A 23,918-nucleotide genomic window follows, 5' to 3' on the forward strand; every position below is an offset into this window, starting at 1 on the left:
CGGCGCGCCGGTCGCCGACCCAGCGGTCAGGCTGGTTCGTCGGTTCCCTCGAGGCTGTCGAGCGGATCGGCCGCCACCAGTTCGTGGTCCCCGATGTCGAAGGTGCGCATCCTGCCGGGGCCGGTGGCGGACGTCTCGAACCGCACGCTCACACGGCCGTGGCCGGAGCCCTGCACCCAGCCGTGGCCCCAGCTGGGGTGGCTCACGTCGTCGCCCTGGTGCCACTGTCGTCCCTCGGTAGCGACGGCGGGCGTGGGTGTGCGAGGTGGTTCCGATGAGACCTGCGGGTGTTCGTTCTCCTCGGTCTCGGGAACCCGGAACAGGGTGGCCTGTTCGGCGACGGTCAGTCCCGAGTACGAGACCCCGACCAGCCGTACTGGCACTCCGGGACTGAGCGCGATCCCGGCCAGCCGTCGCGCGGCGGCCACCAGCTCCTCGCGTTCGGTGGTGGCCGAGGACAGTGTTTCGGACCGGCTGATGGTGCTGAAGTCGGCGTCACGCACCTTCAGGGTGATGGTGCGCGCGGCACGTTCGGAGGCCACCAGCCGTCGATGGGCGGCTTCGGCCATGCCGACTATTTCCCCCGCCAGCCCGATTGAGTCGGTGCGGTCGATGTCGAATGTCGTCTCGGCACTGACCTGTTTGGCCTCGGCCCGTTCGGTCACGGCTCGCTCGTCGATGCCGTGGGCCAGTTCGTGCAGTTCGGTGCCGTGCGCCTGCCCCAGCAACGAGGTCACGTCGCCGAGTTTCAGTGCCGCGAGCTCACCGATCGTCTGCACCCCGATACGACGCAGCTTGGACTCACCGATGGGGCCGATGCCCCACAGCCGGCGGACCGGCAGCTCGGCCAGCAGTTCCTTTTCTCCGTCGGGGGGAACAACCATCGAGCCGTCCGGTTTCGCCATTCCCGAGGCGATCTTGGCCAGTTGCTTGCCCGAGCCGGCCCCGACGGACGCGGGCACTCCGACCTCGGCGGCCACCCGGGTGCGAAGGAACTCCGCGAATTCCGCCACGACCTCCGGAGCGGATCCGGCCAACTCGAACGGTTCCAGGAACGCCTCGTCGATCGAAACCTGCTCGAATCGCTCGGAAAGCTGCCTGACTATCGTGAAGACCCGCTCGCTTACCTCCCGGTAGAGCCGGAAACGCGGCGGTAGCACCACTGCGGTGCGACATCGGCGTCTGGCCTCCGACATGGGCATGGCGGAGCGAGCTCCGTACTTCCTCGCCGGATAGCTGGCTCCCGCCACGGTGCCGCGCGGTCCCGTTCCACCGACGAGCACGGCCCGCTCGCGCAACGTGGGGCGGGTGAGCTGTTCCACGGACGCGTAGAAAGCGTCCATGTCCAAGTGCAGCACCCAACGAGTCATACCGCCATTGAACGAAATTCCACCGACAACGACCAGTCCGGTGCGCACATGCCACGTCCCCACCGGTGCATACCGGACATCGAGGTGGGCAGCTCCCACGATACGGTGAGGTCGTGCTCAGGACTGGTGTCGGATGGTTCCGATTGATCGCGGTCGCCGAGGCTGTCTCGTGGGCCGGGTTGCTGCTCGCGATGGTGCTCAAGTACGGGTTCGGTTTTCCCGAGGCCGTGACCGTCATGGGGTGGATTCACGGGCTGGTGTTCACCGCTTACGTAGTCGTCAGCCTGGTGATGTACGGGCCATTGCGGTGGAGCTTCCGGGTGCTGGTGCTCGCCCTGATCGCCTCGGTACCGCCGTTCGGATCGGTGGTTTTCGAGCGCTGGGCGCTGCGACGCGGGCTGCTCACCACGCCGGAACCGTTGGGGCCCACGTCCTTGTCGAGGCTGGTCGGCGCGTTGCGTGCGTTGAACTGACCGCGCCCACCCGATGTCCTCCCATCCGGGAGCGGTACTCACCGGATGGTTCCGTTCGACGAGCTTTGAACGAGTGGGCCGGAGGGATGCGGTCAGAAGTCCCCGGAAGCCTGTCTGACCTTGCCGAGCAGATCGGTGAGCTGCTGTGTCTGTCGTTCGGTGATGCCCGAGAGTCCGAAGTCGATGTCGGTGACCGATTCCGTGGCCTTGTCCGTGACCGTGCGGCCGTGTTCGGTGATCTCCACCAGCGTTGTACGTCGATCGGTCGGATGGGGGACGCGTCGCACCAGTTCGTCGGCTTCCAGCCGGTCGACGATGTTGGTGACACTGGTCGGGTGCAGTTGCAGCCGATCCCCCATGACACGCATCGGAAGGCTTCCCTGCCGGGAGAATGACAGCAGTACGAGCGCCTCGTAGCGGGCGAAAGTCAGATTGTGCGGCCGCAGTGCCGAGTCGACCGCCGACTGCAGGATTTGCTGGACCCGCATGATGCTGGTCACCGCGGCCATCGTCGACGAAGGACCGATACGTTGCGACCAGGTCTCGGCCGCGCGAGCTATGGGATCGAATGGCAGCGGTTGGCGGGGGCTCATGACATTCGACGCTAGCAGCGTGCTGTTGCACGAACGGGCGATGTGGGGTGTTCGTTGTAGCCGTATTCGGCGCGGGTCCGACACGTGCGCCACGGGGCGCCGATAGGTTCGTCGCGGTACCCCTCCGCGAAGCCCGAGGAGAACGAGACTTCGTAGTCAGGAGAAACACACATGTTGGTCGCATTCAGCGTGGCCCCTTCCGGGGCGGGGGACTCCGACAGCGTGAGTGCCGCTGTCGCGGAGGCGGTGCGGATCGTGCGCGAGTCCGGGTTACCGCACGAGACGAACGCCATGTTCACCACCGTGGAAGGCGAGTGGGAGGAGGTCATGGACGTGGTTCGGCGGGCCACCGAGGCCGTCTCGGCCAGGGCACCCCGCACCAGTCTGGTGATCAAGGCCGATATTCGACCGGGCCACACCGACCAGCTCCGGGAGAAGGTCGAGCGCGTCGAACAGCAGCTCGAAGGCGGCAGCTGAGATCGATTCCGGTGGTTCGGCCGAGCGAGGTCGACAACCGGGAGCTGGGTCCCGAAAGCCGGGTAGCCAAAGCCGGACGAGTAGAACCGGCCATCGGCACGCGCGCCCAGTGACGCGCGTGCCGTGAAAGTGCCCGCCGCGGCGGGCCGCGAATCCCCTCGGCGGTGACGTCCCGGGTCCGTGAGGACGCCAACCGCGTCCTGCGGTTCACCGGTACGAGGCGGATTCACCCGCCGCGACGGACGACTCACGGAGCGGCCTCGGAACGCTTCTGGAACGAAACGCTCCTCGGGCCGCCCGACGGAGCTCCGTCAGCTCACTTGGACAGCGGGTGGTCGACCACCGGAGCGTTGACGCACTTCGAGTTCTGGCTCGACAGCAGGTTGACGACGACTCCGATGGCGGCGCCGACATTGTTGCCGCACGCCTGGATCGGCACCGCGCTGATGTTGTTGTCGTCCACCGCGTTGATGCCGTCGTTGTCCTTGGTGTCGGCGAACGCGACCGTGCCCATGGTCATCATGCCCAGGGTGGCGACGCCTGCTGCACCGGCAACACGGGTTGCAATACGCACTCTCTGATACCTCTCGTCGAACTTGTGGGTAGGGAAAAATCCCGATCGAGTCCCTACGGAGTTGCGGGGCACCGCACGGTGCGGCGCCGCTCGCGGACTCGTGAGTGGGTTTCGACGCTGTCCCGCTCGAAGATTAGAGATTTTCGCTAGATGCCCCTGATCGAGTGAGCAAAGCTAACTCGGTCGAGATGCAAAATGCCTGCTTGAATGCGCTCGGTGATCGATTTCGGGGTCTTCACGGGCCCGGATCGGTGGGTCGGGGTGTGCACCGCTTGCCACTGGCGACGTGGCACGATGGGGGTGTGACACGGCCTGATCCACGCCAGAATTCCGATGCAGCGCAGAGCTCGGCGGCCGCCGCCTCCATGGCAGGGGCGGTCGACCTGTCGGGGTTGAAGAACCGGGCCGATGCCCAGGCGAAGTCCGCGGGCTCCGGTGGTGAGTCCGGTGGGGCGGGCGCTTCGGTCGTCGAGGTCACCGAGGCCAACTTCCAGGCCGAGGTGGTCGACCGGTCGATGCAGGTGCCGGTCGTGGTCGACCTGTGGGCGACCTGGTGCCAGCCGTGCAAGCAACTTTCCCCGATCCTGGAAAAGCTCGCGGGCGAGGGCGGCGGTTCCTGGGTGCTGGCCACCATCGACGTGGACAACAACCAGCGCATCGCGCAGCTGTTCGGTGTCCAGTCGATCCCCACGGTGATCGCCATCGCCGGCGGGCAACCGGTCGAGGCGTTCCAGGGCATGCAGCCGGAGGAGCAGATCCGGCAGTGGATCAATTCCATCCTGGACTCGCAGCGCGATCAGCTTCCCGGTATCCGTGCCGCCGAGCAGGGCGCGGGCGCGGCCGAGGAGGAGCAGGAGGACTCCCGGTTCACCGCGGCCGAGCAGGCGCTGGAACGCGGTGAGTACGCGGCCGCCGAACAGGCTTACCAGGCGATCCTCGACGCGGAGCCGGACAACGAGCAGGCCAAGGCCGCACTCGCGCAGGTCCGGTTCACCGCCCGTGCCGAGAGCGCCGACCCGGGCGCGATCGAGCGTGCCGAGGGAGCTCCCGACGACGTCGAGGCACAGCTCGCCGCCGCCGACGCCGAACTGGCGCAACAGCGCGTGGAGGACGCCTTCAACCGGCTGATCGCTACGGTCCGCCGCACTTCCGGTGCGGACCGCGATCGTGTCCGCGAGGAGCTGCTGGAGATGTTCGGGCTGTTCCCGGAGGGCGATCAACGAGTCGCCAACGCGCGGCGCTCGTTGGCCAGCGCGCTTTTCTGATCCGAGCGGGATGCTGGCCCCCGGCGAGGGTCGCCGGGGGCTTCGGTCGAGACACCGGGCTCTCGCGTACCGGCTCCGATCTTTCCTCCCCGGAAACGAGCTCGGCGGCAGGTGCCACCTGACTCGTGCCGGAGGAGCGAGGCCGGGACTCCGCGCTCAGGTGCCGTACTCGGAAGCACAGGGGCTCATCCCCTGTTGGAAACCGATGCGGAACGCCTCCACCCGGGGGAAGCCGGCAGGTACCTGTTCACCGCTCACGTCTGCGGCGATCAGGCTGTCATCACCCAGTAGCGCCGCCACGCCCTCGTCAACGTCGCCAGGGGCGATTCGCAGCTTGCCGACCGGATTGCGCTGCCCGATCGGGTCCTCCACGAGCAGGCCGCTCCACGCGCCCACCAGACACGCGGTACGCAGCCCCGCCGCGTCCCCCCGCAGCGACAGTCCGGCGGACTCCTGCACGGCCAACGTGTAGCGCGAGGCCAGCTGGGCGTAGGCGGCGAAGTCTCCGTAGCCCGAGGCGCGTTCGCCGTTCGTGGGTGGCTGGGCGAGCTCCCGCAGCCCCGACAGTCGAACCGAGACGGTGTTGGTCTCCACGCAGTACGAGACCGGCTCGGTGCTGTCGACTTCGGTGCAGGAGCGGGAACCGACGACCACCCGCGGGGGAGCGACCCCGGTCTCGCTGAAGACCTTCCGCAGACTCCGCGTCACGGCTCGGATGTTGTCCGGTTCCACCGGAAGATCCGACTCCTGCTTGTCCTTCCAGAAGTGGAACTGGGTGGTTCGTTCCGTGACCGACTTCTCGGTTATCTCGGCACACCGGCTCGGGCCGTCGCTGAAGCCGTACTGAAACGCCGAAACCCGGTCGAACGCGGTGCCGTGCGCCTGGGGATCCGCGAAGCCGGTCCGCCCCGGGATGTCCCGGATGTAGCTGAGTACTCCCATGACGGTGTTGAGTCCGTTACCGGTCGATACGCGGATGTGTGGTGCCGAGCCCTCCGCCGCGTGCCGGAAGAACGCCCCGGCGAAGCAGTCCGCCTGTTGTTCACTGACCAGCGTCGGCGTGTCCTCGTCCACGAGACCCGCCCGGTGCTGTACCGCGTGCCCGATCTCGTGTGCCAGTACCGTGACGGGGGCGATCTGTCCGAACGTGTTGCGCAGCTTCGGCAGCAGCACCCCGCGGTCCCAGGCGATCGTGTCGCTTCGCGGGCAGTAGAAGGCGTTCGACAATCCGGCCAGCCGTTGTCCGCAGACGCGTCTGTCGGTGTTCCGTGAATCGTACGAGACCAACCGTGCGATCGGGCGGAACGCGGTGCCGTCGAAAGTGTCGGGGTAGGCGGTTTTCCAGTACTCCCGTACATCGGCGACCGTGTCGACCGCGAGGGTGTCGATCTCACCACCGGTACTCCCGACAACCGGCAGCTTCGCGTCCGTCGCGCCCGGCTTGCGACCACTCGGGCCGTCGCTGGCGGGCAGCCCGGCCACCGTATCGACCTTCGGTTCGTCGTTGGCGGTCGGAATTCCGTCGACCGGACGGGAACACCCCGTCACCAACAAACACAGTGCGACGGCGGCCGCCGATCCTGCCAGCAGGCGCCGCGTCGTCGAGCTTCGTCCCACTGACGTGTCCCATCCTCGAAATCGCTCGGGTCCTGTCCCCCACCTGGGCTCGGCAGAGCGCCACGCGCAGCGTAGCGAATGAATCCTGCCCACATTTCCCCAGGCGCATCCGGTCGAGAACCCAGTGAATCCCGGGCTGCACAACACGACGTGTTGTTCCGAGCGGGTCGCCACCCGGTACCCACGCCGCTTCCGGCGCGTGCCTACCCGATGTCGGGGCTCGCCGGTTCGAGAGCCCGCGAGAGCTTCCGCCAACCGGGCAGAGCGGACATCCGAGCCGACGAGGTCATACTATGAACAGGACTTCGCGGTACCGCTCACCCCGCCCCGGAACGCCCGCAACTCCTCGAAGCCACTGGCCGTGCTCGCCCCGAACACCTCCCGGCGCGCCGCATCACCGGCGAGCACGGCGCGGATCGCCTCGTTCAGGTCCGAGCCGGCGGCGCGATCGGTGTCGCGTACCAGGTGACCTGTGTAGGCACCCGTGAGACACGCGGCACGGAGCCCCCGCCGTTCCGGTGTCCCGGAAGCCGTCCCCCGTGCCGCGGCGGTGGCGAACGCGCCGATCAGCGGCGTTTCGGCGGCCTGGTCACCGAGCTCGTAGATCGAACGTCGTAGGCGTTCGCGGTTGACCGCGAGCACGTTCCCGCCGCAGTCGGTGAGGATCGCGGGCCCCTCGCATCCGGCCACCTCCGAGGCCAGCACTCTCGGCGGGTTCCACCGACCGCCCCGTCGTTCCACCAGCCTGCCGAAGAAGTCCCGTGCCGCGGGAACCCGCTCCCGTAACAGCTCAGTCACGTCGCGGTTGCCCCGCGAGCCGCCTCCGGCCGACCACTCACCGCTGAGCTCGTGCTCTGTGGCGCACGTTCGCGGGCCGTTCGTGTAACCGTCCTGGAACGCGCCCGTGCGCTCGTAGGCGGTGCCGTGCGCGTCGGTGCCGCTTCGGGTCACCGGATCCGCGAAGTTGATCAGTGCTCGCAGCGCGGCGTCCAGTTCGGCCGAGTCCATTCGCAGCCGTCGCGAATCGCCGTCGACCACCCACCGCACGTAGCTGCCCGCGTAACAGTCAGCCGTGGTTTCGATCCGCAACGGGCTCCGTTCGCCTGACGCGGGTTCGTGGCCGAGCCGATGTGCCACCGCGTGCCCGATCTCGTGCGCCAGCACCAGCACCACGGCCGACTGTCCGTAGTGGTCCCGCAGCACCGGCAGCATCGCCGCGCGATCCCACGCGATCGCGTCCACGGCGGCGCAGTAGTAGGCGTTGCCCGTCAGCTCCGTCACATCGGCCGAACACGGCGGTGGTGTGGCGTTCTCGTCGGTGGTGTCCACCGAGAAGAAGCCGCCGTCCAGATCGTGCCAGTCCCGTCCGAACAGTCGACGGAACTCGCCCTCCCAGTAGTCCTGCGCGTCAGTGACCACCGTCGCCGCCAGTTCGTCCACGGCGGAGGAATCGGTCCCGAACACGAATGAGGGAGCCACGGCATGACGAACGACACCCGGATCAGGGGCGGGCGTGCTTCGGACCACGGTGCAACCGCTCAGCAGCGCCAGCAACACCATCGGCAACAGCGCCAGGCTCCGACGCCGTGTTGCCCGAACGGGGTTCCCCGAGCGGGTGGGGGTCCGCGCCCCCGTCGAGGTTCGCGGGTTCGTTTCGGCACGGTTCGCGCGGAGAACGCGGTTGTGGCGGGCTCCCGTGGGCACGTACACCAGGTTCGCACGCCGGGTTTCGCGCGTGGGTGGTTCGGCCCTCGTGTCCCGGCGAGATACCCTGCGCGTCCGTGAGAGCCGTTCGTCGCTTCACCGTCAGTGCGCACCTGCCGGATTCCCTACAGGCCCTGGGCCGACTGGCCATAAACCTGCGCTGGAGTTGGCATCCGCCCACCCAGGATCTTTTCGCCTCCGTCGAACCGGACGTGTGGACGAAGGTCGGTGGCGATCCGCTCCGGCTGCTGGCCGAGGTACCCGCGGAGCGGTTGGACAGGTTGGCCGCGGACGAGGACTTCCTCGCTCGTTGCCGTGCCGTCGACGACGACCTGCGTCGTTATCTCACGGTGCCGCGGTGGTACCAGCAACGCCGCGACGAGGGAACACCGTTGCCCTCGTCTATCGCGTACTTCTCGATGGAGTTCGGGCTGACCGAGGCGCTTCCCAACTACTCCGGTGGACTCGGGGTGCTGGCCGGCGATCACCTCAAGTCGGCCTCCGACCTGGGGCTTCCGCTGGTAGGGGTGGGGCTGCTCTACCGTTCCGGTTACTTCCGGCAGTCGCTTTCCCCCGAGGGCTGGCAGGTGGAGCAGTACCCGGTGCTGGATCCGCGCGGCCTGCCGCTGGAGCTGTTGACCCGCCCCTCCGGGGAGCCCGTGATGGTGCACGTCGCGGTCCCCGAGGGCAGGCTGCTGCGGGCTCGGATCTGGAAGGCCCAGGTGGGGCGCGTCCCACTGTTGCTGCTGGACAGTGACGTCGACGACAACGAGGACGATCTGCGGGGAGTTACCGACCGACTCTACGGCGGGGACGCCAGTCATCGGATCAGGCAGGAGATCCTCGCGGGCATCGGTGGGGTGCGCGCGGTGCGCGCCTACTGCGAGCTGACCGGGACACCCGCCCCCGAGGTGTTCCACACCAACGAGGGCCACGCCGGATTCCTCGGGCTGGAGCGCATCCGCGAGCTGCTGGCCGATCCCGGTCTCGGCTTCGACGAGGCGGTGGCCGCGGTCCGCGCCGGTACCGTGTTCACCACCCACACCCCCGTCCCCGCGGGTATCGACCGGTTCCCGGTGCACCTGGTTCGGCACTACTTCGGTGACGGTTCCGCGCAGTCACTGCTTCCCGGAGTTCCGACCGACAAGGTCGTCGAACTCGGTGCCGAGAACAAGCCGGGTACTTTCAACATGGCCAACATGGGGCTGCGGTTGGCCCAGCGCGCCAATGGCGTCTCCGAACTGCACGGTGGTGTCAGCCGACGGATGTTCAGCGGCCTGTGGCCCGGTTTCGACACCGAGGAGATCCCGATCTCCTCGGTCACCAACGGCGTGCACGGCCCCACCTGGTCGGCGCGGGAGCTCGGCAAGCTGATCGGCGAGTCGGAGATGGATCAGGGAGCGGGACTGCGTGGCATCGAGCCGGTCAGCGACTCGCTGTTGTGGGAGCTGCGCAGCTCGTTGCGTGGCAGGCTCGTCGAGGAGGTGCGCCGCAGGCTGCGGCATGCCTGGTTGCAGCGCGGTGCCTCCGAGTTGGAGCTGGGCTGGTGTGACTCGGTCTTCGATCCCGATGTGCTGACCATCGGGTTCGCCAGGAGAGTGCCCACCTACAAGCGGCTAACCCTGATGTTGCGGGATCCCGAGCGGCTGCGCGCCCTGCTGCTGGATCCGGACCGTCCCGTGCAGGTGGTGGTGGCGGGCAAGTCGCATCCCGCCGACGAGGGCGGCAAGGCCATGATCCAGCGCATCGTCCGGTTCGCCGACGATCCCGAGGTGCGCCACCGCATCGTCTTCCTGCCCGACTACGACATGTCACTGGCCAGGTACCTCTACGCGGGCTGCGACGTGTGGCTGAACAACCCGGTGCGTCCGCTGGAGGCCTGCGGAACCTCCGGTATGAAGTCCGCGCTCAACGGCGGGCTGAACCTCTCGGTGCGCGACGGCTGGTGGGACGAGATGTACGACGGCCACAACGGCTGGGCCATCCCCAACGCCGACGGGGTCAGTGATCCGGAACGCAGGGACGATCTGGAGGCCAACGCGCTCTACGAACTGATCACCGAACACGTCGCCCCCATGTTCTACGAGCGCAACAGCGACGGCCTGCCCGGTCGCTGGATGTCGATGGTGCGGCACACGCTGGCCACGCTGGGGCCCAAGGTGCACTCCTCCCGCATGGTGCGCGAGTACGTCGACAACCACTACTCGCCCGCGGTTCGCTCGGTGCAGGCCGCCACCGCGAACGACTACCGGGGGGCGAAGGAGATCGCGAGCTACCGGGAGCGGCTGGACGAGGCGTGGAGCGCGGTGCGGGTCACCGACACCTACATGTCGGTCGAGGACGGTTCCACCCCGCTGCTCGGCGGCAAGATCACCGTGCGCGCGCTGGTGGAGCTCGCGGGGCTGCACGACTCCGACGTGACCGTGCAGGTCGTGGTGGGCAGGGTGGACGACTCGGACGAGCTGCGCGACTTCGTCACCACCTCGATGCGCTGCGTCGCCGACGGCGGCTATCAGGCCACCGTGACGCTGCCGCACACCGGACCCGCCGGCTACACCGTGCGGGTGTTGCCCAAACACCGGTTGCTTTCCAGCCCCGCCGAGCTCGGCAAGGTGGTGCCCGCCGACGAGAAGTCGTGATCGCCTGTCGTGAATCGCCCGTTGAGTGGTCTCGCCCCGGTACTACCGTGCCGCGCCCACACGGGTCGACCGCGGAAACACCGGTCAACCCACCACGTCCAGTCGTTCCCGCACCGAGCGGACGCGGGGCCACCAGTCCGCGAGGCGTTCCGCCTCGGCCAGCGTCTCGCGGGCCCGCCCGTTCTCGTTCTCGGCCATGTACGCCCTCGCCAGCGTTGCCAGGTTGTCCGCACGGCTGGTGGCCGAGGTCGAGTACTCCGCGCCGGTGCCGCACAACCGGACCGCCTCCGACGTTTCCCCGTGCGACAGCGCGAGCAGACCGAACGTTCCGCTGAGCTCGAAGGCGGGAAAGCCCAGCCGGACGGAGTCGTGCAGCGCCTGCTCTGCCGTGGGCACGATGTCGGCGGCGGGCAGTTGGCCCGCCTCAGCCGCGGCCAGTCCCAGTCCGGCCAGCCCCGCGAGCGTGTAGCACATCTCTCGTCGCGGCGGTGGCTGCTCGGAAAGCCGTTCCAGCAGCAGCATGGTGGCCGTGCCGAACTCACCACGCGCCTCGTGCATGGTCACCCGGCAGGACAGCGCGCTGTGCGACTCCGGTGCGATCCCGTGTAGTTCGTCCACCACGGCCTGCGCCCGGTCGAGCTCACCGCGTTGCAGCAGCGCGTGTGCCTCGGCGGCGTAAGCGCCCGCGCGGAACTCCCGCGCGCGTTGCTCGTCCTGTCGAGGGAGCCCGAACAGCAGCCATCCCGTCGAGGTGCGCAACGGCGTCCTGCCGGGGATCAGTTGATACAGCAGTACCGCGGTCGCGGCCGGCGCGAAACCGTCCCACCACGGCGTTCCGATGCCGAACCAACCAGCCGCGGCCACGGCCACCCCGAACAGTGCCGAGACGACTCCGGCCGCCCAGCAACGCGCGATGACCGGTTCCCGCCGTGGGCCGATGTCCGCGCTGAGCACCACGGGCAATGTGCGAAAGGTCACTTCCACTTGTCCGGCGTGTACGGTGCCGACTCGGCGTCCCGCCCCGAACACGATGTGTCGAACCCGCAGTCCGAGGAGGAACGAGCCCAGCAGTAGGCCCGTCCGGGTGCACATGGGGAGCACGATCGTGCCGAGCAGTGCCCCGGCCACCGCCGCGAGTACACCGAGAATGCCGTTGCCCAGGGATATTTCCACAGTCGTCAGTCCGAGCAGGGCCACCGTCGCCGCCACGAACCAGGGTTTGCCGAGTAGTCTCAACCAGGAGTGCACGGGCGGGGGATGTTACTCGTCCCCGTTGGAATCGGCCGTCGATTTCGTGGGAAAAACTGGCATATCGTGGCCGGTGAGGATGTCTCCCGGTGGAGGAGCCCCACCGGACGAGCGGGACAATGACAAGCGCGGACGCGGAGACCCCGCCCGTCCGCGGCGGAGGCGAAGCGCGTGTCGACCAACGAGCGCACAACGGCCGGTCAGGGCTGGGAGGTAGACGTGGACGACCTGGTCATCCGGATGGATGGCGTCAGTGTCCGGCGGGCGGCGAACACACTCGTGACCGATGTGGACTGGTCGGTCGAGCTGGACGAGCGCTGGGTGGTACTTGGGCCCAACGGTGCGGGGAAGACGACCGTGCTCAAGCTCGCCGGTGCCGAGATGTACCCCACCACGGGCGCTGTCGACGTGCTCGGTGAGCGACTCGGCAACACGAACGTTTTCGAGCTGCGCCCTCGCATCGGGCTGTGCTCGGCCGCGTTGGCGTCGAGGATGCCCACCGAGGAGCTCGTGCGCGACGTCGTGGTCAGTGCGGGTTACGCGGTGGTCGGCAGGTGGAACGAGGACTACGACCACATCGACACCGAGCGCGCCGAGGAACTGCTGCGCGGTATGGGTATCGCAGAGCTGGCCGATCGGCCCTTCGGCACGCTCTCCGAGGGGGAGCGCAAACGGGCCCTGATCGCGCGGGCACTGATGACCGATCCCGAGATGCTGTTGCTGGACGAGCCCGCTGCCGGGCTGGATCTCGGTGGGCGCGAGGACCTGGTCGCCAGGCTCTCGGCGTTGGCCCTCGACCCGGACGCGCCCGCGATGACGTTGGTGACGCACCACGTGGAGGAGATCCCGCCGGGATTCACCCACGCACTGCTGCTTCGCGAGGGCGGCGTGGTCGCGCAGGGGCTGCTCGACGACGTGCTCACCGAGCGGAACCTCTCCGAGACCTTCGGCCAGGACCTGCGGTTGCAGCGCACCGGGGATCGCTACTTCGCGACGCGCCGCGACTGATCGAAGCCTTCCGATCGGGGCGTCGGGACGCTCGCTCGGCGGAATCTCCCGCCTGCTCGCGCCCAGCCGGTCTCGTCCCGGGTGGGCGCGACATGAGGTAAGTCCCGCACAGCGGCACGGGACGGAACGGCTGGCCGTTCCACCCGGGAACTGGCGGGTGTGAGTCGATGGCGCTCCCCGCCCCGGAGCGGGGAGCGCTCGAAGCTGGTGGAACATGGCCACCGGGTCCGTCCCCGCATGAGCGGGGCCTACTCCGGTGCACTGTTCGACCTCTGGGGGATGCACGGTCCATCCCCGCGTGCACGGGGCCTACGCCGCCAACGCGCTGTCCGTGCTGGGCGAAGCGGGTCCATCCCCGCGTGCGCGGGGCCTACACTTCGTGGCCTGCGATCTTAACAGCGCTTTCCTGCTGTGGGAATCACTTTCGCTCCGAATCGATGGCTGAGGTCAGTACCACTGTCCGGGTTGCCACCGCACGGATTCGGGTCGTGTGCCAGTGCGGCAGTACTCGGTGATGGCTTCGCGGGCTTGCTCGAGGGGCAGCGAGGCAGAGGCTGGGAACCACAGGTCGCCTTCGGGGTCGAACAGCAGTGGGGGCGTGGCCTCGGTGGCGTGGGGGTTGTAGCTGTCGACGAGCGCACCGTCCGGCGCTCCGGGGTTGATGTAGTTCAACGCCGCCCATGGTTGGTCGGCAGGGCAGGCGATACGCAACCGGCCGTCCTCGGGGAAAGCAGGGCCGTCCTCATCGCGGATCGACCGGCAGGGACGGTCCCACACGTAGATTTCGCAGATCGGCAACGGCGGCTCGGTGAGGACGGTCTCGATCAGCTCGGCGATCTCGTCAGATGTGTACGCGTATCGGAACAGGTGGCGAAACACCACGGTAACCACTGTGCGTGTGTCGATGCTGGTCACGGTCGAGCCTTTCCTCGCAATTCGATCGGTTTCGTCGTGCCGGGTTCCCACACCACGAGCGTGGATCCTTGGGGCAGGATGGCTTGCACGGCCGCGCCGCATCCTCGCTCCATGTCGCAGATCGGATTGTTCAGCACGATCACGCCGTGTGTCTGCCCGCGCTCCTTCATCCGTTGGGCGTATTTCACCTCAACGTGTGTGAAGACGGCGGGAGCGCCGCGATCGTCCGTGCTGAACCAGGTGGAATCGTGCAGGTTCAGCCGGGCGCGGTCGGAGACCTCTTCGCGTCCGCTGGTTTCGGTGAGTTCGTTTCCGTCCTGGTCGTAAATGAGTCCGGTGGTCTGCCCTCCGGTGTGCTCGGGCAGCCGTTCGCGGACCTGGTTGATCCATGATCGGTCGCGGGACGTGTCGGTAGGAATGCGCGGGAGGGTCGAGGGATGGGGCAGGCTCGGCGAAGGCTGGTCACCGTTCATGCCGAGGGTGGCGAGGTAGTTCACCAGGTGTCCGCGGGTGTTGTCGGACAGGGCGAGCACGTCGTCGATGAGCTCGCGAGCCTGTTCGAGCAGCGCCATGGCCTCGGCCAGTTCGGGTGAGGTGCTGCCCTGGCCGATCTCGGTCAGGGTGGGTAGGGCGTATTCCTCGATCCAGGCCCGTGCCTGGTGCAGCTGCTCGGGTGGCAGTCGCCCGAGCATCCCACTGAGGGCGTTGCCCATGTCTTCCACGTGGGACATATCAGGCTCCTCGCAGCACGGTTGAGAAGGTGCTGACGTGGTCGGCGGCTTCCATCGCTGCCCGCGCGGCTTCGCCTGCTTTCTCGTAGGCGATGCCGAACAGTCGCGTCGCCTGCTGCACGTCGTGGTTGGTGCTGGTTCCGGCGACTTGGTTCAACTGCCCACGCAGCTCGTCGAGCGTGGTCCGCACGGTCTGGAGCTCGCCGGCTGGTGCGGTGTCGATGATCTGCTGAAGCTGTCCACGGATCTCGTCGAACATCACGACTTCTCCTACCAGGCGGCCACGACAGTCAGAGTGTCGAACAGCCGCAACCCGGCCGTGGACGGTTCCATTGCTGTGGGCACTGCTCGGGGGATGCGTGGGTCGACGTAGAGGCACATCCGACGACTGCCTGTCTCGATCACGGCGTCGACGTCGCCACCTTTGGTGAGTACCCACCGACCGCGAGAACTGTCGCGTTCGTCCTCGCCGTTCAGCGTGTGATCCCAGGGGTGTTCCAGCTGAAGAACACGTCGCGGGTGCTGTGGGTGCGGATGGTTTCCGCGCCCCACACGGCGGCGTGGTGCGGATCCGTCAGCACCTCGCTCGGTGTGTGGTACCTGCGTTCCCTGACCCCGGTCACAGCGGGCAGCAGGTAGCCGTGCCAGTGCAAACCCCGGGTACGTCAGGTGCCGGGAAGCGGTTCGAGGATCTCGGGCAGGTCCATTTTCGTCTCCTCGGTGGTGGTTGGAACCGCCCGGCCGGACGGGGAAGGGGAGAGACCGGCCGGGCGGCGGACGGCCCGGCACCGGAGGTCGGGGCTCGACAGTGCCGGGCCGTGGTTCATAGGGCGTGCAGTCCAGCGAGGACGCGGGCGAGCAGGTCCGGGTCCGCGCCGTCGAGCGCGAGCGGGCTGTCCGTCGCGGGCCGACCGGGGAGGTCGCTGCTTCCGGGACGGCGCTTCGTCACGGCCGGCAGCGGCAACGTGCCGCGCCAGTGCGAGAACCGGCCCCCGCCGAGGGCGGGCATGATCTCGGTCAACGCCGCATCCGCCCGGACCTCGTCAGGCATCGGTGTCCCCGTCGACGACGGTGGTCCCGTCCAGTTCGTCGGCGTAGCGCCGGAGGCGGTCGGCCATCCGCTCGAACACCTCGGCGGCCTCGCGGCACTGCCGTCCGGTGGCCAGCCGCCCGGCGATGTCGTGCGAGAGCTGTTCCATGCGCCACTGCTCGTGCGCGACCCACATCGCGAACTCGCCGGGACTCATGCCCGCTCTCCCACCCGGATCGCCGCGTCCAGCACCGCGCGCAGGTACCGAGCCTGCCCGAGCGTCCACCGTGTCCGGTTGTAGACCGTCGGCGTGTCGATCTGGATCACCCTCGGTGTGTGCGGCGAGATCCACACCCGCACCGAGCTCGGGCCGGCCTCATGAACACACCTCGCCCGTTCGCCGGGGTCGGAAAAGTCATATCTCTGCGGCATGTTCGTGTCCCTTCCTGCAATAGAATCAGTAACCAGATTTGGTACGCGTACCAGAGTGATTTACTCGTCCAACTTGGGCAATGGCCTAAACAGGTGATGGTGCACAACCACCCGTTGTGGATACGGTTGTTACATGGCACGTAACAGCGGCGGGACACCGAAAGCGCGAGCACTGGGTGCTGAGCTGCGGGAAATCCGGGAGAACGCGGGGTTCACTCTGCGAGCCGTGGCACGCGAGCTCGAAACCAACCACGTCAAAGTCCAGCGATACGAAACCGGTGCCACGGTTCCGAATCCGGAGCTCGTCGCCGCGTACCTCGGAGCGCTCGGCGTATCAGCGGCCGAACGCGAACGCCTGATCGAGATGGCTCGCGACGCCGATCAGCCCGATTGGTTGTCGACCGGGTCCTCCGGGCCGCGCAAGGAACTCACCACGCTCATCGAGTTCGAGCGCAGCGCCAGACGCATCACCGATGTCGCCACCGGTGTGATCCCTGGACTTCTGCAGACCTCGGATTACGCACGCGCCATTATGCGTATGCTGCCCGTCGACGAGCGTGAGCAGCGCGTCCTCATGCGCATCGGACGGCGTGAAATCCTAACCACGCGAAACGCTCCGCACTTCGTGGCGATCATCACGGAATCCGTACTCGATGATCCGATCGGAGGCCGTGAGGTGATGGTCGAACAGCTGCGCCACCTGGCAAAAATGGCTGACGCGGACAATATCGAGATTCGTATCCTGCGTAGCGGCGCGACCATGTGGCATCCGGCGCACATGGGCTCGTTCATCCTGTTCGAGTTCCCGAAGGCAACGCCGATCGTGCACATGGAGCAGTACCACTCATCGGTGTCGTTGCACACCCCGGGCAACGCTCACGCCTACCAGGAAGCGGTTACTAATCTGCACGAGGTGGCGATGAGCCCCGATGCCTCCGTGGAGTTCATCGCCAGCCGTGCAGACGAAATGGAGGATGACAGCAATGACGGCACATCCTGAAGGCTGGCGCAAGTCCAGCCGTTCGCATCAGCGGACGAGCTGCGTCGAAATCGGCCGCATCGGCAATGGGGCGGCGGTGCGTGACACCAAGGACCGCTCGGCCGGATACTTCACCACCACCGGCACCCAGTGGGCCGCGTTCATCGACGCCGTGAAGAGCGAGCGGTTCGAGTGATCCAAGTGATCCAGTAGCCCGGCAACAGAGTGGTCCCGGGCTCGCGCTCCACCGGGGCCACTCGTTTCGGACCGCGCTCCGAGCGGAATACTCGGTGTCACGCACGTACGTCCCGGGGTCCAACCGCGGCGTGGTCAATATCGTCCGGAGCGCTGTGGCGAGTTCTCCGTGCGCCCGCGTTACCGTCTCGATCTCGTCCTCGTGATCTCCTCCGGCACCTCCTGGGGAAGTCCGGATGCGGTGGTTGTGACCGAGGCCACGGGCGCGGCGGGTGTTCGAGCGCGGTAGCCTGCGGCACCGTTCGTGGTTGGATCAGCGCGTTTTCACAGGTTTTCAGGAGGTTGCGACGTGGGTGAGTTCGTCAGGCTCGAAGTGGACGGCGGTATCGGCACGATCCGGCTGGATCGGCCCAAGATGAACGCGCTCAACAGCCAGGTCGAGCGCGAGATTCTGGAGGTGGCCAACGAGGCCGCCGAGCGTGACGACGTGCGTGCGGTGATCGTCTACGGCGGCGAGAAGGTGTTCGCGGCCGGTGCCGACATCAAGGAGATGTCGGAGAAGTCGGCCACCGAGATGGCGAGCAAGGAGCGCAGCGGGCTCTCCGCCGCGTTGACCGCGGTGGCCGAGATTCCCAAGCCCACCGTGGCCGCCATGACCGGATACGCACTCGGGGGCGGTTTCGAGCTGGCGCTCACCTGCGACCGCCGCATCGCCGCCGAGGGACTCAAGGTCGGGCAGCCCGAGATCCTGCTCGGGGTGATCCCCGGTGCCGGTGGTACGCAGCGACTGGCTCGGCTGGTCGGTCCGAGCAAGGCCAAGGAGATCGTCTTCAGCGGCAGGTTCGTCGAGGCGCAGGAGGCGCTGTCGCTCGGTATGGTGGACGAGATCGTGGCCGCCGAGGACGTCTACACCGCCGCGCGCCGCTGGGCCGAACAGTTCGTCAACGGCCCCGTCCACGCGCTCGCCGCGGCGAAGCGGGCCATCGACGAGGGACTGGAGGTCGATCTGCACACCGGACTACGGATCGAGACCCACCTGTTCACCTCGCTGTTCGCCACCGAGGACCAGAAGATCGGGATGCGCTCGTTCATCGAGAACGGTCCCGGCAAGGCCGAGTTCACCGGCAACTGATCAGGCGGCGTCGTGGCATACCGGTTCGACCCTTCCGACGTCGCGTTTCTGCGTTCCGCACCGGGACGGCAGGCGTTGGAACGGGTCGCACGACTCCCGCTGACCGACTCCTCCCGCCTGGCGGACACGGCAGCCGCCCGGGAGGTCGCGGGCGAGCGGTACGCCGCCGCGGTGTTGGAGACCGTCGCGCTGCGTCGTAGGGCAGGCGCCAAGCTGCGCGACGCCGCGGAATGGCTGTTCACCGACACCGCGTTGCAGCAGGCCACGACCGGTTCGGTCGCCGCGCACCGTGCCGCCCGACTGGCGGGCAGGGACGTGCACGACGTCACCTGTTCCATCGGTGCGGATCTCGCGGAGATCGCACCGCTGGCACGGAGCTTCGTCGGCTCCGATCGCGACGAGGTGAGACTCCACATGGCCCGCGGCAACCTGGCCGCGCGCGGTGTCGAACCGATGCTGGTGCGGGCGGACGCACTACGACCGGTGACCACGGCGAGCACGGTGGTCGCCGATCCGGGCCGCCGTGATGGCGCGGGGCGAAGGAAGTGGAGCCCGGAGGATCTGGAACCGCCGCTGCGGGAGCTGGTCGAGACCTACCGGGACCGCGACCTGGTCGTGAAGTGCGCGCCCGGACTGGATTTCGAGGCGGTGCCGGAACGAGCCGAGATCGAGCTGGTCTCACTCGCCGGGCAGGTGCGTGAGGCGTCGCTGTGGTTCGGCGAACTGGCCGAACCGGGGGTTCGGCGCGGGGCCACCCTGCTCGACGAGTCGGGCGGGACGAAGCTTCGCGTCACCGACGTCGAGCCGGACGACTGCCCGGAGCGGGCGATCGGGGAGTGGCTGGTTGATCCGGACGGCGCCGTGGTGCGTGCCGGGCTGGTCCGGCAGTACGCAGCCCGCTACGGCCTGGGACAGCTCGATCACCGCATCGCCTACCTGACCGGCAAGACACCACCGCCGGGAGTGCGGGCGTTCCGAGTGCTCGAGCACGGCAAGTACAACGAGAAGAGCCTGCGCGCGCTGCTGCGTAGCCACGATGTCGGGCGGCTGGAGATTCTGGTCCGTGGCCTGGACGTGGATCCGGACGCTTTGCGCCGGAGGCTCAAGCTTTCCGGCGACGCGGCGGCCACCGTGGTGCTCACCCGCGTGGGCAGAACCCCCACGGCGATACTGTGTCAGGCCGGGACGGGCTGATACCGGCTGCCCGCCCGGCACGGTCACTGCCGGGCCCGTGATGTGTGATTCGCGAAGCACGGCGGCGTGCCGTCCGCCGGGATCTCTATCCTGGAGAGAGTATGGCCACTGCACCCGTTCCGCCCTCGCTGTCCGAGCTCCGCGACCGCCTCACCGAACTCATGCCGCAGGACCACCGGCGGCTGCGGCGGCGCATCGAAGGTGCGCACAAGATCCGCGACCAGGAGGCGTTGCGCGGCGTCGCGTCCGAGATCTCCGACGACATCACGGCGGCGCACGAGCGCGTCACCCGCCGCAAGGAGCAGGTTCCCGAGATCACCTATCCCGCGGAGCTTCCCGTCACCGGGCGGCGGGAGGATCTGCTGAGCGCGATCCGGGACAACCAGGTGGTCATCGTCGCCGGTGAGACCGGTTCGGGCAAGACGACGCAGCTGCCGAAGATGTGCCTGGAACTGGGCCGCGGGATATTCGGTTCGATCGGTCATACCCAGCCGCGCAGGCTCGCCGCGCGTACCGTCGCCGAACGGATCGCCACCGAACTCGACGTCGAGGTGGGCGGTGCGGTCGGATACCAGGTTCGGTTCACCGAACGTGCCGACGAGGACACCCTGGTCAAGCAGATGACCGACGGCATCCTGCTCGCGGAGATCCAACGGGACAGGCTGCTGCGACGCTACGACACGCTGATCATCGACGAGGCCCACGAGCGCAGCCTCAACATCGATTTCATCCTCGGTTACCTCAAGCAGATCCTGCCCAAGCGCCCCGATCTCAAGGTGATCATCACCTCGGCCACCATCGACCCGGAGCGGTTCTCCCGGCACTTCGACGACGCGCCGATCGTGGAGGTCTCCGGACGCACCTATCCGGTCGAGGTGCGGTACCGGCCGCTGGTCGACGATTCCGACGAGCTCGAGGACGTCGAGCGCGACCAGATCACGGCCATCGGCGACGCGGTGGACGAGCTGTGCGCCGAGGGGCCCGGCGACATCCTGGTCTTTCTCAGCGGTGAGCGGGAGATCCGCGACGCCGCGGAGGCGCTGGAACAGCGCAAACCGGCTCGCACCGAGGTGCTTCCGCTGTACGCGCGGCTGTCCTCGGCCGAACAGCAGCGCGTTTTCCAGCGGCACTCCACGCGGCGCATCGTGCTCGCCACCAACGTCGCCGAGACCTCGCTGACCGTGCCGGGCATCAAGTACGTCATCGATCCCGGCACCGCGCGGATATCCCGCTACAGCTTCCGGACCAGGGTGCAGCGGCTGCCCATCGAGGCCGTCTCGCAGGCTTCGGCCAACCAGCGCAAGGGGCGCTGCGGTCGCGAGTCGGAGGGGATCTGCGTCCGGCTGTACTCCGAGGAGGACTTCCTGGCCCGGCAGGAGTTCACCGATCCGGAGATCCTGCGTACGAATCTCGCCTCGGTGATCCTGCGGATGACCTCGCTGGGGCTGGGCGAGGTGGCCTCGTTCCCGTTCGTGGAGCCTCCCGACCGGCGACAGATCACCGACGGGGTGAACCTGCTGCACGAGTTGGGCGCGCTGGAGCAGTCCACCAAGCGGGGTAAGCAGGACAACCAGCGGCTTACCAAGGTCGGGTCGAAACTGGCGCAGCTGCCGATCGACCCGAGGCTGGCCAGGATGATCGTCGAGGCCGAGGTGAACGGGTGCGTGCACGAGACGATGGTCGTGGCGGCCGGACTGTCGATCCAGGACCCCAGGGAGCGTCCCGCGGAGCACCAGCAGGCAGCCGATCAGCAGCACGCCAGGTTCAACAACAAGCAGTCCGACTTCCTCGCCTACCTCAACCTTTGGCAGTACCTGCGTGACCAGCGCAAGGAGCTCTCCGGCAACCAGTTCCGACGAATGTGCCGCAACGAGTACCTGAATTACATCCGGGTGCGGGAATGGCAGGACCTCTACAGCCAGCTGCGACAGATGGTCAACTCGCTCGACATCTCGATCAACGACGAGCCCGCCGACGAGGACCGGGTGCACCAGTCGCTGCTGGCCGGACTGCTTTCCCACATCGGGTTGAAGGACACCGAGCGCAAGTCCGGCTCCAACCGCCGTTCCGGCACCGAGTACCTCGGCGCGCGGGGCGCCAAGTTCGCGATCTTCCCCGGCTCGGCGCTGTTCAAGAAACAGCCGCAGTGGGTCATGGCGGCCGAACTGGTGGAGACCTCCAAACTCTGGGCGCGCACCGTCGCGAAGGTGGAACCCGCCTGGATCGAGCGTCTGGCGGGGCACCTGGTCAAGCGGCATTACAGCGAGCCGCACTGGGAGAAGGACAAGGGCGCGGTAATGGCCTACGAACGAGTGACGCTCTACGGTGTTCCACTCGTGGCGGGCCGCAAGGTCAACTACGGCCGCGTCGAACCCGAACTCTGCCGCGAGCTGTTCATCCGGCACGCACTGGTGGAAGGCGACTGGGAGACCCGCCACGAGTTCTTCCACACCAACCGCAGGCTGCTCGCGGAGGTCGAGGAGCTGGAACAACGCGCCCGACGCCGCGACATCGTCGTGGACGACGACGCGCTCTACGAGTTCTACGACCAGCGGGTCGGGGCCGAGGTGGTTTCCGCGCGCCACTTCGACACCTGGTGGAAGAAGGCCCGGCGTCAGCAGCCCGATCTGCTCACGTTCCCGAGGTCGTTGCTGTTCAACGAGACCTCCGCGAGCGTGACCGACACCGACTACCCGGACTTCTGGCAGCAGGGCAGGCACCGGCTGCGACTGAGCTACCAGTTCGAACCCGGCAGTGACGCCGACGGGGTGACCGTGCACGTGCCGGTGACCGTGCTCAACCAGCTCAGCCCAGCCGGTTTCGACTGGCAGATCCCCGGGCTCCGGGAGGAACTGATCACGGCGTTGCTCAAGTCGCTGCCCAAGCAGTGGCGACGTGAGTTCGTGCCGGTTCCCGACCACGTAAGGGCACTGCTCGCGCGGCTGCGACCTTACGACGGTCCACTGCTCGAAGCGCTGTCCACCGAGCTGCGTCGCATGACCGGGGTCACCGTTCCGCTCGATGCCTGGGACCCGCAGCGGATTCCCGACCATCTGCGGATGACCTTCCGGGTGGTGGAAGGCGACGAGAACAGCGGCGAGGAAAGCATCCTCGCGGAGGGCAAGGACCTCGAGGAACTCTCCGAACGACTGCGCCCTCGGCTGCGGGCCGAGATATCGGCGGCAGCGGAAAGTATCGAACGACACGGGCTGCGGGAGTGGGACTTCGGCAAGATTCCCGGTACTTTCGAGCGGCAGCGGCACGGTCAGGTGGTCAAGGCCTACCCGGCGCTGGTCGACGAGGGCGACAGCGTCGGCATCCGTGCTTTCGACACGGTCGCCGAACAACGCGACCAGCAACGTCGTGGCGCCCGTCGGCTGGTGCTGTTGAACCTGCCCTCACCGGTTAAGTTCCTGCGGCGTCGACTGACGAACTCGGCGAAACTGGTGTTCGGTCGTAGCCCGCACGGGGATCCCGAGAATCTCTTCGAGGACTGTATCGCCTGTGCCGCTGATGCGCTCATCGACCGAGCCGGGGGAGTGCCCGAGGATCAGGACGCCTTTGCCACGGTGGTGCAACAGGTACGTGAGGGGGTGAACGAGACCTCCGCGCGAGTGTTGTCCACAGTGGAACAGGTGCTTGCCACGCAACAGCGGGTCGAGGCCGAGCTGGACGGCACACGCTCGCTTTCCGCCGACGCCGCTGCGGACATCCGTACCCAACTGTCCAACCTGATCTATCCCGGTTTCGTCACCGACACCGGGTGGTGGCGGCTGGCCGATCTGCGGCGCTACCTCGAAGGGATCTCCTACCGGTTGCGGAAGGTCGCGCAGCATCCCGGCCGGGATCGCGATCTGATGGAGGGGGTGCGCGGCGTGGAACAGCGTTACCAGGAGATGCTCGACTCCGTGGGTGAGGGCAAACCGGTGGGCGAGCAGCTCTGGTCGATCGGCTGGATGATCGAAGAACTGCGGGTGAGCTACTTCGCGCAGGAGTTGGGAACGCCGCACTCGGTCTCCGAGAAGCGGATACACCGGGCCATGGACAAGCTCCAACCCTGAGCGTCGCACTGTGCTGACTCGGCCTGTGTGGCGGTGCGGGTGGCGGAACCTCTCGCACGGCTCTCGCTCCGGGAGGCCCGACATCGAGTAGCCACCTACGCCACGTCGGGCCTTCCTCGCGAGAGCCGCACGAGAGAACCCGCGGCGGTGCCGCTCGCGATGGTGGTCGGGTCTCGGCCTGCGCTGGTGGTTGGGGCTCGGCTTTCGGAGCATCAAGGGCGCGGCGATTTCGTGGGAAATTTACGCACCCGGGGCCACACCGCCGCCCCGTTTCGACGATT

The 23,918-nt window shown here is 67.6% G+C and carries 22 protein-coding genes; 10 read left to right on the forward strand and 12 right to left on the reverse strand.

Features of this window, described 5'->3' with window-relative positions:
* Positions 1-26: 26 nt before the first annotated feature.
* A complete protein-coding gene (locus ACOQFL_RS10995; RefSeq protein ID WP_435544029.1) occupies positions 27-1,370 on the reverse strand; it encodes a DNA polymerase IV in 1,344 nt (447 codons plus the stop codon).
* Between the two features lie 113 nt (positions 1,371-1,483).
* Here ACOQFL_RS10995 and ACOQFL_RS11000 point away from each other — a divergent pair, with 113 nt between their 5' ends.
* Positions 1,484-1,843 (forward strand): DUF3817 domain-containing protein, encoded by a 360-nt coding sequence (locus ACOQFL_RS11000; protein WP_435544030.1) that lies wholly within the window; start codon positions 1,484-1,486, stop codon positions 1,841-1,843.
* A 92-nt stretch (positions 1,844-1,935) separates the two neighbouring features.
* Here the strand turns inward: ACOQFL_RS11000 and ACOQFL_RS11005 are convergent, their stop codons facing one another.
* On the reverse strand, positions 1,936-2,436 hold the full coding sequence (locus tag ACOQFL_RS11005) for a MarR family winged helix-turn-helix transcriptional regulator (protein ID WP_435544031.1): 501 nt from the start codon (positions 2,434-2,436) through the stop codon (positions 1,936-1,938).
* A gap of 171 nt (positions 2,437-2,607) precedes the next feature.
* Here ACOQFL_RS11005 and ACOQFL_RS11010 point away from each other — a divergent pair, with 171 nt between their 5' ends.
* Positions 2,608-2,913: an MTH1187 family thiamine-binding protein gene (locus ACOQFL_RS11010; protein WP_435544032.1), complete on the forward strand. Its 306-nt coding sequence runs from the start codon at positions 2,608-2,610 to the stop codon at positions 2,911-2,913.
* Positions 2,914-3,229: 316 nt separating this feature from the next.
* Here the strand turns inward: ACOQFL_RS11010 and ACOQFL_RS11015 are convergent, their stop codons facing one another.
* Positions 3,230-3,487 carry a hypothetical protein gene (locus ACOQFL_RS11015; protein ID WP_435544033.1) on the reverse strand — a complete coding sequence of 86 codons (258 nt, stop codon included), beginning with the start codon at positions 3,485-3,487 and terminating at the stop codon, positions 3,230-3,232.
* 365 nt (positions 3,488-3,852) lie between these two features.
* On the opposite strand from ACOQFL_RS11015, the gene ACOQFL_RS11020 reads away from it, so the two are divergent.
* Positions 3,853-4,752 (forward strand): tetratricopeptide repeat protein, encoded by a 900-nt coding sequence (locus tag ACOQFL_RS11020; RefSeq protein WP_435544281.1) that lies wholly within the window; start codon positions 3,853-3,855, stop codon positions 4,750-4,752.
* 156 nt (positions 4,753-4,908) lie between these two features.
* Here the strand turns inward: ACOQFL_RS11020 and ACOQFL_RS11025 are convergent, their stop codons facing one another.
* Together ACOQFL_RS11025 and ACOQFL_RS11030 are read right to left on the reverse strand one after the other, a co-directional pair.
* Positions 4,909-6,369 carry a neutral zinc metallopeptidase gene (locus ACOQFL_RS11025; protein WP_435544034.1) on the reverse strand — a complete coding sequence of 487 codons (1,461 nt, stop codon included), beginning with the start codon at positions 6,367-6,369 and terminating at the stop codon, positions 4,909-4,911.
* Between the two features lie 291 nt (positions 6,370-6,660).
* On the reverse strand, positions 6,661-8,079 hold the full coding sequence (locus tag ACOQFL_RS11030) for a neutral zinc metallopeptidase (protein ID WP_435544035.1): 1,419 nt from the start codon (positions 8,077-8,079) through the stop codon (positions 6,661-6,663).
* A gap of 71 nt (positions 8,080-8,150) precedes the next feature.
* Between ACOQFL_RS11030 and glgP the strand changes: the two genes are divergently transcribed.
* Positions 8,151-10,712, forward strand: a complete 2,562-nt coding sequence (gene glgP, locus ACOQFL_RS11035; RefSeq protein WP_435544036.1) for an alpha-glucan family phosphorylase — start codon at positions 8,151-8,153, stop codon at positions 10,710-10,712.
* An 84-nt stretch (positions 10,713-10,796) separates the two neighbouring features.
* Here glgP and ACOQFL_RS11040 read toward each other — a convergent pair whose 3' ends face one another.
* Positions 10,797-11,960, reverse strand: coding sequence for a hypothetical protein (locus ACOQFL_RS11040; protein ID WP_435544037.1), 1,164 nt, complete (start codon positions 11,958-11,960; stop codon positions 10,797-10,799).
* A gap of 240 nt (positions 11,961-12,200) precedes the next feature.
* On the opposite strand from ACOQFL_RS11040, the gene ACOQFL_RS11045 reads away from it, so the two are divergent.
* Positions 12,201-12,968 (forward strand): ABC transporter ATP-binding protein, encoded by a 768-nt coding sequence (locus ACOQFL_RS11045; RefSeq protein ID WP_435544282.1) that lies wholly within the window; start codon positions 12,201-12,203, stop codon positions 12,966-12,968.
* Between the two features lie 447 nt (positions 12,969-13,415).
* On the opposite strand, the gene ACOQFL_RS11050 is transcribed toward ACOQFL_RS11045, so the two are convergent.
* From ACOQFL_RS11050 to ACOQFL_RS11075, 6 genes are all read right to left on the reverse strand, one after another.
* Positions 13,416-13,883 (reverse strand): Imm1 family immunity protein, encoded by a 468-nt coding sequence (locus ACOQFL_RS11050; RefSeq protein ID WP_435544038.1) that lies wholly within the window; start codon positions 13,881-13,883, stop codon positions 13,416-13,418.
* A complete protein-coding gene (locus ACOQFL_RS11055) occupies positions 13,880-14,614 on the reverse strand; it encodes a DddA-like double-stranded DNA deaminase toxin (protein ID WP_435544039.1) in 735 nt (244 codons plus the stop codon). Before ACOQFL_RS11055 ends, ACOQFL_RS11050 begins: the two co-directional genes overlap by 4 nt.
* Position 14,615: 1 nt before the next feature.
* Positions 14,616-14,873 (reverse strand): hypothetical protein, encoded by a 258-nt coding sequence (locus ACOQFL_RS11060; RefSeq protein ID WP_435544040.1) that lies wholly within the window; start codon positions 14,871-14,873, stop codon positions 14,616-14,618.
* A 214-nt stretch (positions 14,874-15,087) separates the two neighbouring features.
* Positions 15,088-15,267 (reverse strand): hypothetical protein, encoded by a 180-nt coding sequence (locus ACOQFL_RS11065; protein WP_435544041.1) that lies wholly within the window; start codon positions 15,265-15,267, stop codon positions 15,088-15,090.
* Positions 15,268-15,437: 170 nt separating this feature from the next.
* Entirely contained in the window at positions 15,438-15,665 is a 228-nt protein-coding gene (locus ACOQFL_RS11070) for a hypothetical protein (protein WP_435544042.1), read from the reverse strand.
* Entirely contained in the window at positions 15,658-15,861 is a 204-nt protein-coding gene (locus ACOQFL_RS11075) for a hypothetical protein (RefSeq protein ID WP_435544043.1), read from the reverse strand. Before ACOQFL_RS11075 ends, ACOQFL_RS11070 begins: the two co-directional genes overlap by 8 nt.
* Before the next feature lie 348 nt (positions 15,862-16,209).
* Here ACOQFL_RS11075 and ACOQFL_RS11080 point away from each other — a divergent pair, with 348 nt between their 5' ends.
* The 5 genes from ACOQFL_RS11080 to hrpA all read left to right on the forward strand — a co-directional run bounded on the left by ACOQFL_RS11080 (position 16,210) and on the right by hrpA (position 23,637).
* Positions 16,210-17,076, forward strand: coding sequence for a helix-turn-helix domain-containing protein (locus ACOQFL_RS11080; protein ID WP_435544044.1), 867 nt, complete (start codon positions 16,210-16,212; stop codon positions 17,074-17,076).
* The gene (locus tag ACOQFL_RS11085; protein ID WP_435544045.1) at positions 17,060-17,251 is read left to right on the forward strand and encodes a DUF397 domain-containing protein; all 192 of its coding nucleotides are present in this window, start codon (positions 17,060-17,062) and stop codon (positions 17,249-17,251) included. Before ACOQFL_RS11080 ends, ACOQFL_RS11085 begins: the two co-directional genes overlap by 17 nt.
* 348 nt (positions 17,252-17,599) lie before the next feature.
* Complete coding sequence (locus ACOQFL_RS11090; RefSeq protein ID WP_435544046.1) at positions 17,600-18,382, forward strand: enoyl-CoA hydratase/isomerase family protein; 783 nt, start codon at positions 17,600-17,602, stop codon at positions 18,380-18,382.
* Positions 18,383-18,394: 12 nt separating this feature from the next.
* Positions 18,395-19,576 carry a THUMP-like domain-containing protein gene (locus ACOQFL_RS11095; protein ID WP_435544047.1) on the forward strand — a complete coding sequence of 394 codons (1,182 nt, stop codon included), beginning with the start codon at positions 18,395-18,397 and terminating at the stop codon, positions 19,574-19,576.
* Between the two features lie 101 nt (positions 19,577-19,677).
* Positions 19,678-23,637 carry an ATP-dependent RNA helicase HrpA gene (gene hrpA, locus ACOQFL_RS11100; RefSeq protein WP_435544048.1) on the forward strand — a complete coding sequence of 1,320 codons (3,960 nt, stop codon included), beginning with the start codon at positions 19,678-19,680 and terminating at the stop codon, positions 23,635-23,637.
* The last annotated feature ends 281 nt before the right edge of the window (positions 23,638-23,918 follow it).

Source organism: Actinopolyspora sabaoui, from assembly GCF_051225635.1.
In the GTDB taxonomy this organism is placed as follows: Bacteria; Actinomycetota; Actinomycetes; order Mycobacteriales; family Pseudonocardiaceae; genus Actinopolyspora.

Bases quoted from the DNA above. Each gene is read 5' to 3' on its own strand.
- ACOQFL_RS11060 (WP_435544040.1), bottom strand. From the start codon at position 14,873: ATGTTCGACGAGATCCGTGGACAGCTTCAGCAGATCATCGACACCGCA.
- ACOQFL_RS11005 (WP_435544031.1), bottom strand. From the start codon at position 2,436: ATGAGCCCCCGCCAACCGCTGCCATTCGATCCCATAGCTCGCGCGGCC.
- ACOQFL_RS11045 (WP_435544282.1), top strand. From the start codon at position 12,201: ATGGATGGCGTCAGTGTCCGGCGGGCGGCGAACACACTCGTGACCGAT.
- hrpA (WP_435544048.1), top strand. From the start codon at position 19,678: ATGGCCACTGCACCCGTTCCGCCCTCGCTGTCCGAGCTCCGCGACCGC.
- ACOQFL_RS11080 (WP_435544044.1), top strand. From the start codon at position 16,210: ATGGCACGTAACAGCGGCGGGACACCGAAAGCGCGAGCACTGGGTGCT.
- ACOQFL_RS11055 (WP_435544039.1), bottom strand. From the start codon at position 14,614: ATGTCCCACGTGGAAGACATGGGCAACGCCCTCAGTGGGATGCTCGGG.
- ACOQFL_RS11075 (WP_435544043.1), bottom strand. From the start codon at position 15,861: ATGAGTCCCGGCGAGTTCGCGATGTGGGTCGCGCACGAGCAGTGGCGC.
- ACOQFL_RS11085 (WP_435544045.1), top strand. From the start codon at position 17,060: ATGACGGCACATCCTGAAGGCTGGCGCAAGTCCAGCCGTTCGCATCAG.
- ACOQFL_RS11010 (WP_435544032.1), top strand. From the start codon at position 2,608: ATGTTGGTCGCATTCAGCGTGGCCCCTTCCGGGGCGGGGGACTCCGAC.
- ACOQFL_RS11070 (WP_435544042.1), bottom strand. From the start codon at position 15,665: ATGCCTGACGAGGTCCGGGCGGATGCGGCGTTGACCGAGATCATGCCC.
- ACOQFL_RS11020 (WP_435544281.1), top strand. From the start codon at position 3,853: ATGGCAGGGGCGGTCGACCTGTCGGGGTTGAAGAACCGGGCCGATGCC.
- ACOQFL_RS10995 (WP_435544029.1), bottom strand. From the start codon at position 1,370: ATGACTCGTTGGGTGCTGCACTTGGACATGGACGCTTTCTACGCGTCC.